The sequence below is a fragment of the Ignatzschineria sp. LJL83 genome (assembly GCF_054871845.1).
The window spans coordinates 59,553-75,680 of the sequence record NZ_JBTXLY010000003.1 but is presented as its reverse complement, the minus strand read 5'-3'; the positions used below and the strand labels follow the sequence as shown (position 1 = coordinate 75,680).

Here is a 16,128-nt window from a genome sequence, read left to right as displayed (position 1 = left end):
AGAGCAGATAAAGGATTGGAGGAGAAGCTATGCAAGGAAAATACCAAGCATTTGTGGAAGATTTTATCGATTCAGGCGAGCTATTAGAGCGCTTAAAACCTCGTATCGCAATTCCTTCAGTCAGCCAAAATTGTCAGGATCAAACGCTGTTATATCGATATTTGGAAGAGATTATTATTCCGGAATTATCGAATCTTGGATTTAAAACAGAGGTTGTTTTGCAAGATGAGCAACCTTTTTTAATTGCCGAACGAATAGAAGCCGATGATCTTCCCACGATTTTAATGTACGGACATGGCGATGTTGTGCAAGGGCAAGATGCATTGTGGCAAGAAGGTTTAACGCCGTGGAATATTACGATTCTAGATGGGAAGTGGTACGGCAGAGGAATTGCGGATAATAAAGGGCAACATACGATAAATTTCACCGCTCTTGAGATTATTTTAAAGGAAAAAGGCGGGCTTGGATTTAACTGTAAAATCCTGTTTGAAATGGGAGAAGAGCTTGCTTCTCCGGGATTAGAAGAAGTTGTATTGGCACACAAAGATCGTTTAAAAGCAGATCTTTTTATCGCATCTGATGGCCCAAGAGTGAGTGCTGAAGTTCCTACGCTATTTCTTGGATCTCGGGGCTGTTTAAATATAGAGCTGAAAATTACAGCGCGAGATCAAGGATATCATTCCGGCAATTGGGGAGGATTACTCAGTAATCCCGCCATTGAACTTATGCATGGCATTACACACATCGTGAGTGAAACAGGCGAAATTCGCATTGATGCGTTAAAACCGCCGGCATTTACAGAATCGTTACAGCAGATTTTACGGAATATTCCTCTCCATTTTTCTGAAACAGATCCTAAGGTTCATGATAATTGGGGCGAGAAAGGATTTACCGCTTCAGAACAACTGTTTGGCTGGAATACGTTTGAAGTCCTTTCGTTTATTGCCGGCAACCCTGAAAACCCCATGAATGCCATTCCTCATGAAGCCATTGCCGTATGTCAGCTTCGGTTTGTTGTGGGAACGGATATTGAAAACGTGATTCCAGCAATTGAACAAGTGCTTATAGAAAAAGGTTTCTCACAGATCAAAGTTTCACAGTTAAACTTTTTCCCGGCAACGAGGTTTAATCCTGAACACCCACTCATTTCTTGGGTAATGATGAGAATGGAGGAGGCAACTGGAAAAGTACCGGCACTTTTACCCAATATTGGTGGATCCATTCCCAATCATCCTTTTTCTGAATACCTCAATCTCCCAACTTTATGGATTCCTCATTCCTATCCTGCTTGTGGACAACATGGCCCGAATGAACATTTTCTGCCGGAAATTGCGCGAGAAGGATTATCCATCATGGTGCATCTATTTGATCAAATCGGCGAAAATGCATCGCAGATTTTGAAGTTAAAAGAAGATACCCATTTGAAATAACTAATAAGTAAATGCGCTTTTAGATATCCATCAACCTGATTCTAATTCATGAGAATCCGAGATCGAAAGTTGCTATTTTCGCGAAATAGCGGTACTTGTTATCAATATTGATGATTTATCGTGAATTTTTATAAAGCCACGATAAAACATCAAATTGCGACTAATAATAATTAAAAATGTATCACTAAAGGAGAAATGTGATGAAGAATGAGATGAAGCTCTCAATCATGAGCCGTGCTGTGAAAAGAGGTTTAAGCGCATTGATGATTGCCGGAACATTGGCGGTGGGAAGTGCGAGTGCGGCGACATTGGTCTATTGCTCGGAAGCATCGCCGGAAACATTTAATCCTCAATTAGGATTAGCTGGAACCACATTTGATGCGAGCGGCGTGCCGCTTTATAGCCGTTTAACGGAGTTTAAACTCGGCACTACAGAATATGAACCGAGCTTGGCGGAATCTTGGGAAGTGAGTGAAGATGGCACGGAATATACCTTTCATCTACGCAAAGGCGTAAAGTTTCATAGTAATCGAGATTTTAAACCGAGCCGTGATCTCAATGCCGATGATATTGTCTTTACTTTCGAAAGACAGATGAACCCTGAACATCCTTATCATAATGTTTCGAATCGTCAGTTTGAATATTTTGAAGGAATGGGTTTTAACGAGCTGATTGAATCTGTGGAAAAGGTGGATGATCATACGGTAAAAATTACGCTCACTCGTGCAGATGCACCCTTTTTAGCAAATCTTGCCATGCCATTTTCTTCTATTTTATCGGCAGAATATGCCGATGTTTTGATGGAGAAAGGGAAGCCTGAACAGATCGATCTCGTACCGATTGGTACAGGACCGTTTCAATTTAGAACCTATGAGCAAGATTCTCGAATTCTCTACACAAAATTTAATGACTATTTCGGCGAGCCTGCGAAGCTTGATCGTTTAGTATTCTCTATTACGCCAGATGCCGCCGTGCGTTATGCAAAATTGCAGAAAGGAGAATGTCATGTGATGCCATTCCCAAATCTTGCAGATATCGAGCGCATGAATCAAGATTCAGATATCAAAGTGCAAGAATCAACGGGTTTGAATATTGGGTATTTAGCGTTTAATACCGAGAAAAAACCGCTCGATCAGCTCGATGTCAGAAAGGCATTGAGCCTTGCCATTAATAAAGCCGATATTATTGAAGCGATTTTCCAAGGCAATGCGCAAGCAGCGAAAAACTTCATTCCACCGACAATGTGGAGCTATAACGACGATATTGAAGATTATCAATATAACGTTGAGGAAGCGAAAGCACTCCTTGATAAAGCCGGCGTGAAAGATTTGGAAATCACGCTTTGGGCAATGCCGGTGCAGCGTCCTTATAACCCAAATGCGCGCAGAATGGCGGAGATGATTCAGTCAGATTGGGCGCAGATTGGTGTTAAGGCGAATATCGTTACTTATGAGTGGGGCGAGTATTTAGCAAGAACTCGTGAAGGAGAACACGACACGCTTCTGATTGGTTGGACGGGCGATAATGGCGATCCTGATAACTTTTACTCATTCCTTTTAAGCTGTAATGGTGCAAAAGTGGGTTCGAACTATTCTCGTTGGTGTAATGAGGATTTCGATCAGCTGTTATTAGATGCGCGCACCACAACAGATCATGACAAACGTGTGGAACTTTACCGTAAAGCGCAAGAGATTCATCATCAAGAGCTACCGGTGCTTAATATCGCACACTCAACGGTCTATATGCCGATGAGGAAAGAAGTTGTGAATTATGTGATTGATCCGCTTGGTTCGCATAACTTCCATCAAGTAGATATTGAAGAGAAGTAGGAAAAAGTAGAGGGAACTTTGATGTTTTCATTGAAATGCCAAAAGAGATTTTGGCATTTTTTAGTTTTGGGAATCTTGTTGTTGGTATAGATTTTGCATAGATCGTTATATTTTTAGATATTATCTGATTTCATAACCACTTTTTCTGTGAAAACCGTGTCAATTGCGGAAAATGTATACAATGAGTATTGCTATTTTAGATAAATAGAGGTACTTATTATTAATGCTTATTTTTTGTAGAAAATGATGAATAAAATATTTTTAATTTTCTACGAAATATTTTACTAAATATACTAATAAATCAGATCTGCTAAAGGATTGGATTCCTTATAAAGATCGTGGAGGAGAAATTATGACGGATTATAGACAGCCATCAAAAATGAGTCGCGCCGTTAAAAAAGGCTTAAGTGCACTCATGATTGCCGGAACACTCGCAATGGGAAGTGCCAGTGCTGCAACGTTAGTTTACTGTTCAGAAGCATCGCCGGAGACATTTAATCCCCAGCTATCTTCAACAGGAACAACCTTTGATGCCAGTGGAATTCCGATTTATAGCCGTTTAACAGAATTTAAGCTCGGTACAACAGAGTTTGAGCCAAGTTTAGCAGAATCTTGGGATGTGAGTGAAGATGGCAAAGAGTTTACATTCCATCTACGCAAAGGTGTGAAATTCCATAGTAATCGTGACTTTAAACCAACCCGTGATTTCAATGCTGATGATGTGATCTTCACATTTGAAAGACAGATGGATAAGGATCATCCTTATCATAATGTATCGAGCAGACAGTTCGAATATTTCGAAGCAATGGGCTTTAACGAGCTGATTGAATCTGTGCAAAAGGTGGATGATCATACTGTAAAAATCACCCTAACTCGCGCAGAATCTCCATTCTTAGCGAATCTTGCTATGGCGTTTGCTTCCATTTTATCGGCGGAATATGGCGAAGTATTATTAGCGAAAGGCAAACCAGAGCAGATCGATCTTGTACCAATTGGTACAGGACCTTTCCAATTTAGAACTTACGAGCAAGATTCTCGTATTCTTTACACGAAATTTAATGATTACTTTGGCGAGCCTGCAAAGCTTGATCGCTTAGTATTCACTATTACGCCGGATGCTGCGGTGCGTTTTGCAAAATTGCAGAAAGGCGAATGTCATGTCATGCCATATCCTAATCTTGCAGATTTAGATCGTATGCAGAAAGATCCGAATCTTGAAGTACAAGAATCAACAGGTTTAAACATTGGTTATCTCGCATTTAATATGGATAAAAAACCACTAGATCAGCTCGAAGTACGACAAGCGCTGAGTTTAGCGGTGAATAAAGCCGATATTATTGATGCAATTTTCCAAGGGAATGCACAAGCGGCGAAAAACTTCATTCCACCGACAATGTGGAGCTATAACGATGATATTGAAGATTATCAATATAACGTTGAAGAAGCGAAAGCACTCCTTGATAAAGCGGGTGTGAAAGATTTAGAAATCACACTTTGGGCAATGCCGGTACAACGTCCTTATAATCCCAATGCTCGAAGAATGGCAGAGATGATTCAATCAGATTGGGCGAAAATCGGCGTAAAAGCAAATATCGTCACCTATGAGTGGGGCGAGTATCTCACAAGAATCCGTAAAGGAGAGCATGATACCGTATTAATGGGTTGGACAGGCGATAACGGAGATCCTGATAACTTCTATTCATTCCTCTTAAGCTGTGATGCTGTGAAATCTGGTTCTAACTATTCTCGTTGGTGTAATGAGGAGTTTGACAAGTTGCTCTTAGAAGCGCGCTCTACAACAGATCATGACAAACGTGTAGAGCTGTATCGCAAAGCACAAGAAATTCAACATCAAGATCAGCCTGTACTGAACATTGCGCACTCAACGGTGTATATGCCAATGCGCAAAGAAGTCGTGAATTATACGATTGATCCGCTTGGAACACATAACTTCTATCAAGTGGACATTGAGGAAAAATAACATAACTACAATGTTCTTTTAAAATTAATAAATTCAATGACTTAATTGTCGTTAAGATGAAAGCGCCAGCTGCAAATCTGGCGCTCTTTTATTTGAATTTTATGCCGATTTTTACTTAGAAATACTGGAACTATTATGATTCAATTCTTCTTTCGGCGTCTTGGGATGATTATTCCAACCTTTATTGGAATTACCCTTTTGACGTTTATTTTCATCCATCTGATCCCCGGAGATCCGATTTTACTACTTGCCGGTGAAAGAGGGATTTCTCCTGAGAGATATGCCGAACTGCGAGCGCAATTTGGCTATGATCAACCATACATCATCCAATATTGGGAATATCTCAAAGGCATTTTTCACGGAGATTTAGGAAATTCCCTTGTGACGCAAAGACCTGTTTGGACAGAATTTGTGCCACGTTTTAAAGCGACTTTAGAGCTTGCAACTTGCGCCATGATTTTTGCGGTGGTTGTTGGCGTTCCTACCGGCGTTTTAGCTGCCGTAAAACGCGGATCAGTCTTTGATCATACTGCTGTAGGAATTTCACTCACAGGATATTCCATGCCGATATTTTGGTGGGGAATGATGCTGATTTTGCTTGTGTCGGTGAAGCTTGATTTAACACCAGTATCAGGAAGAATCAGCGATATGGTCTTTTTAGATGATCAAGATCCACTCACAGGATTTATGCTCATTGATACCTTTTTCTTCGGTGAAAAGGGCGATTTCAAAGATGCTGTACAGCATATGATTTTGCCGGCAATCGTATTGGGTACGATTCCATTGGCGGTCATTGTACGAATGACGCGATCATCGATGTTAGAAGTTTTAAACGAGGATTATATCTTAACGGCAAGAGCAAAAGGTTTGGGACGTGCGCGTATTATCTTAATTCATGCACTTCGTAATGCCTTAATTCCGGTGGTAACTGTGATTGGTTTACAAGTAGGAACCATGCTCGGCGGTGCGATTTTAACGGAAACTATTTTCTCATGGCCCGGCATTGGACGTTGGCTAATTGAAGCGCTTCAACGCCGAGATTATCCTGTAGTTCAAGGAGGCGTTTTATTAGTGGCAACGCTAATTATTCTTGTGAATTTAGTTGTCGATCTGCTTTACGGGGTTGTAAACCCTCGTATCAGACATAAATAGGAGGATCAGATGAGTAATAATCATAATAATGATCTCAATGTGATCTTAGAAGATGGGGAAATGAAGCTTGAAGAGAATCGACCTGTTGCACCTGAACTTCTGGATGTAAAAAAACCACAAGGGAATCTGCAACAATTTTGGTTCTACTTTAAGAAGAATAAAGGGGCGCTTCTTGGGCTCTACTTTATTCTGTTTATTGTATTTGTTGCGGTATTTGCAAACTTCATTGCACCGCATTCGCCTTCAGAGCAGTTTCGAGGAGAGCTTTTGGTACCGCCTGTTTGGATGGAAGGGGGTTCTTGGAAATTTATCTTAGGAACGGATGACGTTGGACGAGATATTTTAAGCCGTTTGATTTATGGGGCGCGTTTATCGTTATTAGTGGGTGTTGTCGTTGTTGTGGTTTCCTTAATTTTAGGGATTACATTAGGGCTATTAGCTGGGTATTTTGGCGGCGTTGTTGAAGCCGTCATTATGCGCATTGTCGATATTATGCTCGCATTACCAAGTCTATTATTAGCGCTTGTCTTAGTAGCGATTTTCGGACCATCTATTGTCAATGCTTCTATTGCACTTGCCTTTGTGGCGTTACCGCATTATGTGCGATTAACAAGAGCGACCACACTTAGCGAGATGGAGAAAGATTATGTCGTTGCTTCTAAAGTTGCCGGCGCCGGTAATTTTAGACAGATGTTTATTAATATCTTGCCAAACTGTTTAGCGCCTCTAATCGTGCAAGCAACACTCGGATTTTCGAATGCGATTTTAGATATGGCGGCACTTGGATTCCTTGGAATGGGGGCGCAGCCACCCACGCCGGAGTGGGGAACGATGTTATCGGATGTTCTGCAATATGCGCAATCTGCATGGTGGGTTGTGGCTTTCCCGGGGATTGCGATTTTAACAACGGTATTAGCATTTAACTTAATGGGCGATGGGCTACGTGATGCGCTCGATCCCAAACTGAAAGTTTAATATCTCAAGGAGCAGATAATTATGACACTCTTAAAAGTAGATACACTAACGGTCGAGTTTGGTGAAAAATCGGATCGTTTTCGTGCCGTAGATCGCATTAGTTATACGGTAGATCGTGGCGAAGTTGTCGGCATTGTTGGCGAATCGGGTTCTGGTAAATCGGTGAGCTCATTAGCTATTATGGGCTTGATAGATTTTCCGGGAACAGTCACTGCTAATAGTTTAGAATTCGATGGTAAAGATCTTCAAACACTGAGCCGAAAAGAGCGCAGAAGAATTTTAGGCGATGATGTTGCTATGATCTTCCAAGATCCCATGACATCTCTGAATCCCTCATTTACGGTGGGATATCAGATTATGGAAACGCTCAAAGCGCATCAAGGCGGAAGTGGGCGAGTGCGTAAAGCAAAAACCATCGAGCTTCTCACAGAAGTGGGGATTCCGGATGCGGCAAATCGCTTTAATCTCTATCCGCATCAACTTTCCGGCGGCATGAGTCAAAGGGTAATGATCGCCATGGCGATTGCGTGTAGTCCGAAATTATTGATTGCCGATGAACCTACAACGGCATTAGATGTGACGATTCAAGGGCAAATCATGTCGCTTCTTTTGAAGCTTCAGAAAGAGCAAGATATGGCGCTTCTTCTGATTACTCATGATTTAGCATTGGTCGCAGAATCTGCCGATAAAATCGTAGTGATGTACGCAGGGCAAGTGGTAGAGATTGCAAAAGCAGAAGAGCTATTTCGTCAGCCATATCATCCTTATACGGAAGCATTGCTGAAATCATTGCCGGAGTTTTCCAAAGGAAAAGCTCGATTAGAATCCCTGCCGGGCGTTGTTCCGGGGAAATATGATCGTCCTAAAGGCTGTCTTTTAAATCCTCGTTGCCCCTATAAACAGCCAATTTGTATGGAAGAAGAACCAGCATTGAAGCAGATCGATGATCGCTTTGTGAAGTGCCATTTCCCATTAGTTCAAGATTTAAAAGTGGAGGTGTTATATGACGCATCTTAATTCTCAACAATCCGTAAATTCGTCAGAACCGCTTTTAAAGGTGGATGATCTTGCGAAGTTTTATCCCGTGAGCCGAGGGTTTTTGAAAGGGAAGGGCGAAGTTAAAGCGCTCAATGGCATCTCTTTTATCTTAGAGAAAGGGAAGACATTAGCGGTTGTCGGCGAATCTGGTTGTGGGAAATCCACTTTAGCGAAAGTGTTAACGATGATTGAAGCGCCGACAAGTGGTGAGCTTCTCTATAATGGCGAATCGCTCTTAAAGAATGATCCGAAAACCTCGGCACTTCGCCGGCAAAAAATTCAGATTATTTTTCAAAATCCTTATGGTTCTCTCAATCCTCGGAAAAAAGTGGGGACGATTTTAGAAGAGCCGTTATTGATTAATACCTCTCTATCAAGCTCAGAGCGGAAAGAGCGAGTGTTAGAAATTATGGCGAAAGTCGGGCTTCGGGCGGAGTTTTATGATCGTTATCCGCACATGTTCTCCGGCGGACAACGCCAAAGAATTGCTATTGCGCGGGGATTAATGCTCAATCCCGATATCGTCATTGCTGATGAACCTGTTTCAGCGCTTGATGTGTCAGTACAAGCGCAAGTTTTGAATCTTATGATGGATTTGCAAGATGAGCTTGGATTATCGTATCTCTTTATCTCACATGATCTGTCGGTAGTAGAGCATATTGCTGATGATGTGTTAGTAATGTATTTAGGAAAATCTGTGGAAAAAGCTTCGAAAGAAGCGCTCTTTTTCGAACCGATGCATCCTTATACGCAGGCGTTATTATCGGCAACACCGAGATTAAATCCGGAAAATAAACGAGAGAAAATCACTTTAACAGGCGAGCTTCCAAGCCCTCTGAATCCACCGAAAGGCTGTGCATTTCATGCAAGATGTCAGTATGCATTTGAGAAATGCCGGCAATCTCAGCCTGAGATTAAAACCTATCTCGATAGCAAAGGCTTTCCGCATGAAGTGGCTTGTTTTAAGTTAGATGAGCTATAAATAGGAGCGATTGATAGAGGAGAAATAGTTTTTCTATCAATCGTTTCTAAGTTATTTTTTAAGTAATACAGATTTTTGGGTTTTTTCATCAATAATAGTTAAGAAGCATTGCTCATCAACTTTTTTATCAAAAAAGCCCTTTCCTTCATTATGATTTGTTTTATTCATTCTCACTAAGTAAGTCTGGTTAGGTTTTGTAATCAATATTGTCTTTAAAGGACCACAGGTTCTTGTAGCAGAGTAGATACTAGCCAAATCTTTGTTCGCATATTGAGCTTCAAGAATTAAAGCAGTATTTTTAGGTACGTAGACAACCTCTTCTTTGGTTGTAGCATCTTTAATGATAGATGTTTGAAGAAAGGATGCTAAGCGTTTATAGGGTAATCCTTGATGTTGTAGATAAAAGAAAGTATATGAATCAAAGTCTGAAGAGAACTTTATCTTTGCATCATTTTCCTGAGCTTCATATATATAGTTCGGTTGAGATGCGCATCCTGCAAGCAGGGAGCAACTTAGTAAAAAAATAAAAAATTTATTCATTATTGCCTATCTTGAAAAATTTAAAAATTAGAAATGATTAATTAGATGTCGCTTTATATTTATTATTATAGATAATGCATTATATTAATTATTTGGTAAATTTTTGTGCTGTGGGATATCTATTAATAGGCTGAAGTCGGAAAGGATATTTTAATGATAGCTATATTGGTTTAAAAGTCAGATGGCATTAAATGAGGTAGATTTTTTAGATTTGGAATAGAAATAGTAAATAGTGATAAAAAAAGAGGCGTTATAGGAATGTTTTATAAATGTCCTATAACACCTTTTAGTTAGATACCACATGTATTATGGAGTAATACTGCGATATCTAAAATCTTAAAGCTTTGGTGATTATGATTTGATGATATTTATGTAACATTTTATTAATCACACTGGAAGATGTTTTTTAAGAAGAGTTGTGCTCTTGGGCTTGGATCGCCGTTGAAGAACTCTTCTTTGGAAACATCATCACAAATTTCTCCGGCATCAATGAAGATCACGCGATCTGCCACTTGGCGTGCAAATCCCATTTCATGGGTCACGCACATCATCGTCATTCCTTCTTGCGCCAGCTCTGTCATGACCGCTAATACTTCATGAATCATTTCAGGATCAAGCGCAGAAGTGGGTTCATCAAAGAGCATTACAACGGGATCCATTGCGAGTGCTCTTGCAATGGCGACACGTTGCTGTTGTCCGCCGGAAAGTTGTGTTGGGTATTTTCCCAAATGTTTGCTTAAACCTACACGATCGAGAAGCGCTAATGCTTTGAGATGCGCTTCATCTTTACTACGTTTTAGCACTTTAGTTTGTGCGAGCATGAGATTTTTTTCGATACTCATATTAGGAAAAAGCTCGAAGTGCTGGAATACCATTCCCACTTGCGTGCGAACTTTATTGATATTGGTTTTCTTACTTGCAAGAGAGTGGCCATTAATAATAATGTCGCCTTCTTGAAACGGCTCTAAGCCATTAGCGCATTGAATGAGCGTAGATTTCCCAGATCCAGAAGGACCACAAACGACCACTACTTCTTTCTCAGCGATTTCTGTCGAGCAGTTTTTTAAAACCTGAAAATCCCCATAAAATTTACTAACATTTTTATACGTAATCATGCTGTGCGTCTCCTTTTTTGCAACGTTCGTACGAGACTTGAAAGTGAAAAGCAGATAATAAAGTAGATAAAACCGGCAAAGAGAATCATCTCCATCTTGGCATTATTGTTGTAACCAATAATATCTGTGGCTCTAAAGAAATCATTTAAACTCATAATGTAAACAAGCGAAGTATCCTGAAAGAGGATAATGGCTTGAGTTAAGAGAAGCGGTACCATATTGCGAAGTGCTTGCGGTAGGATGACGTAGTAGATTGCTTGGATTCTCGTCATGCCAAGAGCAAGAGATGCTGACATCTGCTGACTGCGCACGCTTTTAAAACCGGCACGAATGATTTCCGAATAGTAAGCCGCTTCAAAGAGTGAGAATGCCACAATCGCCCAAATCAGCCGAACGCTAGAGCTATTCCCAATACCAAAATATTGCTGAACCGTTGGGCCAATTGCAAGATAGAACCACATCAACACCATGATAAGCGGAATGGAGCGAAAGAGGTTTACATAACCCGTGGCAAGCAAGGCAATGGGTTTCGGTGCATATAGTCTTAAAACTGCTAAAACAATTCCCCATAAAATTCCAACAACAATGGCAATCGCCGTGATCTGTAAGCTAACGCCCATTCCTTGTAGAAGGAATTCATAGTTTTCGCCAATGATTGAGAAAAGGCTTGAGAATGAAAAGTTATCCATTTTAAGCTCCTTTTTTCAGCGTGGGAAGTTGGGTGAAATGTTCAATTGCTTTCATAATAAACATCAATGTGACATTAATGATGATGTAGGCAACGGTGACTAAAATAAATGATTCATACGCTTTTGCCGTGTAATCATTGATTTGCGCTGCTTGTCTTGTCAGCTCCGCTAAACCAATGGTTTGTAGTACGGAAGAGTTCTTAAAGATATTGAGTAATTCAGAAGTCATTGGTGGCAAGATAATACGAAGCGCTTGCGGTAAAATCACGTAGCGATAAGCCTGTGGCAGTGATAAACCGCTTGCAAGCGCCGCACGCATTTGTCCACCGGCAAGAGATTCAATGCTTGAGCGAACTTGCTCTGCAATCCTTGCAGAGGTAAAAAGTCCTAAACATAAAATCCCGGCAGTCATCATTTGGACTAACGGATCTTGACCTTTAATCCAATCGCCCATGGCTGTCGGCATGAGATTTGGCCAAACGTAATACCAAAAGAAGAGTTGCACGATTAACGGAACATTTCGAAGGCACTCCACATAAGTCGCGCCCAAAAAACGAAGCGTTTTACTTGGAAGCGTTCTCATGGTGCCGACAATAATGCCGAGTACGAGCGCTAAAAACCAGCTAGCACTAGAAGAGATAATCGTCCATTTTGCGCCTTCTAGAAGCCAATCAAGATAGGTTTCGTTAATAACGGCCTCGTGAAATAAGATTGAAAAATCTAATTCAAACATAGTGAAACCTTTATAGTGTATACAGTGAAATATGGAATATATTTAGTACGAAAAAGCGTACAAAAAAGGGTGCGAAATTGATGATGGCTTCGCACCTTTTTGTAAATGAGAATCATGGGAAAGAAGAGTTATCAGTGTTATTCATGATTCAATAGATGATATTCAATCGATGATCAATCATAAAAATCCCGTGATTCAGAGAAGATGTTACTGATAAGGAACATCCGTTGGATTGTTAAAGAGCTCAATCATGCTTTCAGACAATGGGAAATCAAGATTCACATTGCGAGGAGGAATCGGCTGGGTAAACCATTTCTCGTAAATCTTCGCCATTTCACCGGATGCCGACATTTCTGCAATCACTTCATCGGCAACTGCTTTAAACTCCGGATCATCTTTTCGCATCATACATGCGTATGCTTCTTGATCTTGTGACTCTCCAGTTACAACCCAACGATCAGGTTGTGGAGATTTTGCACGTTCGCCGTAAAGTAGAGAATCATCCATCACGAATGCCACACCTCGATTATCCGCAAGCATCATAAAAGCATCGCCGTGATCTTTCGCCGCTTGAATACGCATATTCATATTTTTCTCGGCATTCATATTACGCAGAATTCGCTCAGAAGTGGTGCCGGCAGTGGTGATAACGACTTTATTCTCTAAATCTTCAAAGTCAGAAACTCCAGAATTAACATCTGTTACCATGCGGATATTGATAATAAAGATGGTATTGGAAAATCCTGCTTCTTGCGCACGTGAAGTATTATGAGTAGTGGATCCGCACTCAAGATCAATGGTGCCATTACGCATGAGCGGAATACGGTTTTGCGAAGTAATTGGCATCAGTTTGATATCAATCTTTTTGCCGAGTTTTTTCTCAATCCCTTCAACAATTTTCAGGCTCACATCATGAGAATAACCGATGACATTTTGCTGATTATCGTAGTAAGAGTAGGGAATAGAAGATTCGCGATGCCCTAAAGTGATAGAGCCCGAATCATTAATTTTCTTTAAAGTGCCGGTAAGCTCTTCAGCGAAAGTAATGCTAGGTATAGAAATAAGGCCGCAAAGCGCAAGCCCGAGAAGTGTTTTTTTCATATGATCTCCTTTGTTTGGTTGCTAAGATTCCCTAGCAGAAGCTGACGTGATATTTTTTAATATCTATTATTAGTATGGTGATACAGAAAGTATGAATCGTCGGTACGGCTCTTTTTATAAATTGTTATGATTTTTTCTGAATCTTTTCAGCTATCTTTAGATATAGGCTAGGGCTATTAAAAAAGCAAGACCCTTTGCGTAGATATTTTTCTCAAGATAAGTTATATGATTGTTATTTTTTGTAATTAATGGATTAAGAAGGAGGTTGAAAACTATGGATATCGGTCTTATTGTCGGATTGATAACTCATTGATGTAGGTTCTTGACGAGTTAGTTGTAACGATTTATTCTGAGAAGAATCATTGTCAAGAAGAGCTAAGCATGAAGAACCAAGCCATGAAGAAGAAACTGATCATTTTAGGAAGCTGTAATGTGGATTATATTTTGAATGTCCCACACTTTTTAACGCCAGGAGAAACTTTGGCGGGAGATCAATATCAAGTTGCTTTAGGCGGAAAAGGCGCTAATCAAGCAGTTGCTGCCGGCAGGGCAGGCGCAGATATTACCTTTATTGCGGCGGTTGGAAATGATGAAGTTGGGAAAGAGGCAATAGCGCAATTTAAAAAAGATCAGATTCAAACGACTTTAATCGAGGTGATTGAAGATGAAAAAACCGGCGTAGCGCTCATCTTTGTGAATCAAGAAGCGGAGAATATGATCGGGATTTATGCCGGTGCCAATGCTCATGTAACCTCTGAATTTGTTACACCGATATTACCGAATATTGAAGCTTCTGATATGCTTTTGATGCAACTTGAAACACCGATTGAAGCGTTAGAATTAGCTGCCAAAACCGCGAAAAAATCAGGTGTGAAAGTGGTATTAAATCCAGCTCCGGCAAAAGCGTTATCTGATGCGTTTTTAGCGAATATTGATATCATCACGCCGAATGAAACAGAAGCCAAAATCCTAACCGGCATTACCATTGATACAGAAGACGATGCTGAAAAAGCAGCAATGATTTTGCATGAAAAGGGGATTGAAACGGTCATCATCACCTTAGGTAAAAAAGGTGCGTGGGTTAGCGAAAAGAGAGATGATTCACATGAAACCAAGAAACTGGTGCCGGGATTTTCTGTGAAAGCGATAGATACGATTGGTGCCGGCGATACATTTAATGGTGTATTAGTCACGGCATTATTAGAAGATAAAGCGCTTCTTGATGCCGTAAAAATTGCGCATGCAGCCGCTGCGCTTGCGGTGACAAAAAAAGGTGCTCAACCGGCAGTTCCTTGGAGAGCAGAAATTGATACTTTCTTACAAAATCAGTAAAAACTGGTAATGATTCACGTGAAACATTCATGTAAAAGAAGCGTGTTTTTAAATAGGATTTAAAGTGATTTGAAAGCCAAAAAGGATAATCAGAAGGGTGATTTTTGCGAGTGCGGCATATTTATAGGAATATCTATAAAGATGAACGAACAAAACCCCAAATATTTCTGCTTGTTGTAGCATGATATTTGGGGTTTTGTTTTTAAGAATTCTACGAATTTCTTATGGTTATTTTTCTAAAGAACGCAACCATGCAATTTCATCTTTCCAAATTTCCGGCTCAATGGTTTCTAATACTAACGGCATATTTCGGAATCGATCATCTTGCATAATGTAGCGGAAAGGTGTTTCACCAATCTCCCCTTTCCCAAGACTATGATGACGGTCCACTCGGCTATCAAAAGCACCTTTAGAATCGTTTAAGTGAAGCGCTCTGAGATACTCAAATCCCACAACTTTATCAAACTCCGCAAAGGTATTATCACAGCCTTCTTCTGTACGAAGTTCATATCCTGCGGCAAATGCATGGCAAGTATCGATACAAACACCAACACGAGATTTATCTGTTACATCTTCAATGATTCTTGCGATATGTTCAAAATCAAAGCCAAGGTTTGAGCCTTGTCCTGCGGTATTTTCAATGACCGCTGTGACGTCTTCTGTTTGCTCTAAAACGATATTAATGGATTCCGCAATGGTCGCTAAACATTCATTGATCGGCATTTTATTTAAGTGGCTACCGGGATGAAAGTTAATAAGCTCAATCCCTAATTGTTCGCAACGCTGAAATTCATCTAAGAGTGCATTACGAGATTTTGTAAGTTGCTCGATATCATGATGGCCGGGATTAATGAGATAACTTGCATGTGGCAAGATATGTTTTGGGCTGAATTTATAAACTTCTAGAAAACGCTTATAGCTTTCAATATCTGCTTTTTTGAGCGGTGGACCTTCCCAGCGGCGATTGTTTTTTGTGAATAATGCAAATGCATTTGCGCCAATCGCTTCGGCATTTTTAACGGTATTTTGTACACCACCGGCAGCGCTCACATGGGCGCCAATATAATATGTCATATTTAAATCCCTAGTTTAATTCCTATGATTGAATTAAATGAATCTCTCATTTGTGCTATTTCATTGATGTTATTTGATGGGTCATTGTACCGATTTCTATGAGGAATGTTGAGCTTCTTATAGTTGAATTATTTTATGAGAAAGATAGAAGTTTTTA

14 protein-coding genes are annotated in these 16,128 nt (G+C 40.3%); 8 read left to right on the top strand and 6 right to left on the bottom strand.

Translation table 11 applies throughout. The annotated features are described in order from the left end of the window. The first annotated feature begins 29 nt into the window (after positions 1–29). The 7 genes from ACYSN2_RS03130 (at position 30) to ACYSN2_RS03100 (ending at position 9,387) form a co-directional block, all read left to right on the top strand. On the top strand, positions 30–1,430 hold the full coding sequence (locus ACYSN2_RS03130) for a M20 family metallopeptidase (RefSeq protein WP_461748801.1): 1,401 nt from the start codon (positions 30–32) through the stop codon (positions 1,428–1,430). A 212-nt stretch (positions 1,431–1,642) separates the two neighbouring features. After that, on the top strand, positions 1,643–3,259 hold the full coding sequence (locus ACYSN2_RS03125) for an ABC transporter substrate-binding protein (RefSeq protein WP_461748881.1): 1,617 nt from the start codon (positions 1,643–1,645) through the stop codon (positions 3,257–3,259). Between the two features lie 379 nt (positions 3,260–3,638). Further along, positions 3,639–5,240, top strand: coding sequence for an ABC transporter substrate-binding protein (locus ACYSN2_RS03120; RefSeq protein WP_461748880.1), 1,602 nt, complete (start codon positions 3,639–3,641; stop codon positions 5,238–5,240). Between the two features lie 135 nt (positions 5,241–5,375). Further along, positions 5,376–6,392, top strand: coding sequence for a dipeptide ABC transporter permease DppB (gene dppB / locus ACYSN2_RS03115; protein ID WP_461748800.1), 1,017 nt, complete (start codon positions 5,376–5,378; stop codon positions 6,390–6,392). A gap of 60 nt (positions 6,393–6,452) precedes the next feature. Continuing rightward, positions 6,453–7,367 (top strand): dipeptide ABC transporter permease DppC, encoded by a 915-nt coding sequence (gene dppC, locus ACYSN2_RS03110; RefSeq protein ID WP_461748879.1) that lies wholly within the window; start codon positions 6,453–6,455, stop codon positions 7,365–7,367. Between the two features lie 21 nt (positions 7,368–7,388). Further along, complete coding sequence (gene dppD / locus ACYSN2_RS03105; RefSeq protein WP_461748799.1) at positions 7,389–8,384, top strand: dipeptide ABC transporter ATP-binding protein; 996 nt, start codon at positions 7,389–7,391, stop codon at positions 8,382–8,384. Further along, a complete protein-coding gene (locus ACYSN2_RS03100; protein ID WP_461748798.1) occupies positions 8,371–9,387 on the top strand; it encodes a peptide ABC transporter ATP-binding protein in 1,017 nt (338 codons plus the stop codon). Before dppD ends, ACYSN2_RS03100 begins: the two co-directional genes overlap by 14 nt. Positions 9,388–9,438: 51 nt before the next feature. On the opposite strand, the gene ACYSN2_RS03095 is transcribed toward ACYSN2_RS03100, so the two are convergent. The 5 genes from ACYSN2_RS03095 to ACYSN2_RS03075 form a co-directional block, all read right to left on the bottom strand. Then, on the bottom strand, positions 9,439–9,927 hold the full coding sequence (locus ACYSN2_RS03095; protein ID WP_461748797.1) for a hypothetical protein: 489 nt from the start codon (positions 9,925–9,927) through the stop codon (positions 9,439–9,441). Positions 9,928–10,310: 383 nt separating this feature from the next. After that, positions 10,311–11,042 carry an amino acid ABC transporter ATP-binding protein gene (locus tag ACYSN2_RS03090; protein ID WP_461748796.1) on the bottom strand — a complete coding sequence of 244 codons (732 nt, stop codon included), beginning with the start codon at positions 11,040–11,042 and terminating at the stop codon, positions 10,311–10,313. Further along, a complete protein-coding gene (locus ACYSN2_RS03085) occupies positions 11,039–11,731 on the bottom strand; it encodes an ABC transporter permease subunit (protein ID WP_461748795.1) in 693 nt (230 codons plus the stop codon). Before ACYSN2_RS03085 ends, ACYSN2_RS03090 begins: the two co-directional genes overlap by 4 nt. Position 11,732: 1 nt before the next feature. Next, positions 11,733–12,464 carry an amino acid ABC transporter permease gene (locus ACYSN2_RS03080; protein WP_461748794.1) on the bottom strand — a complete coding sequence of 244 codons (732 nt, stop codon included), beginning with the start codon at positions 12,462–12,464 and terminating at the stop codon, positions 11,733–11,735. Between the two features lie 207 nt (positions 12,465–12,671). Beyond that, positions 12,672–13,565, bottom strand: a complete 894-nt coding sequence (locus ACYSN2_RS03075) for a glutamate/aspartate ABC transporter substrate-binding protein (RefSeq protein ID WP_461748793.1) — start codon at positions 13,563–13,565, stop codon at positions 12,672–12,674. Between the two features lie 381 nt (positions 13,566–13,946). On the opposite strand from ACYSN2_RS03075, the gene rbsK reads away from it, so the two are divergent. After that, positions 13,947–14,897, top strand: coding sequence for a ribokinase (gene rbsK / locus ACYSN2_RS03070; RefSeq protein ID WP_461748792.1), 951 nt, complete (start codon positions 13,947–13,949; stop codon positions 14,895–14,897). 228 nt (positions 14,898–15,125) lie between these two features. Here the strand turns inward: rbsK and nfo are convergent, their stop codons facing one another. Then, a complete protein-coding gene (gene nfo, locus ACYSN2_RS03065) occupies positions 15,126–15,971 on the bottom strand; it encodes a deoxyribonuclease IV (RefSeq protein ID WP_461748791.1) in 846 nt (281 codons plus the stop codon). Positions 15,972–16,128: the final 157 nt, after the last annotated feature.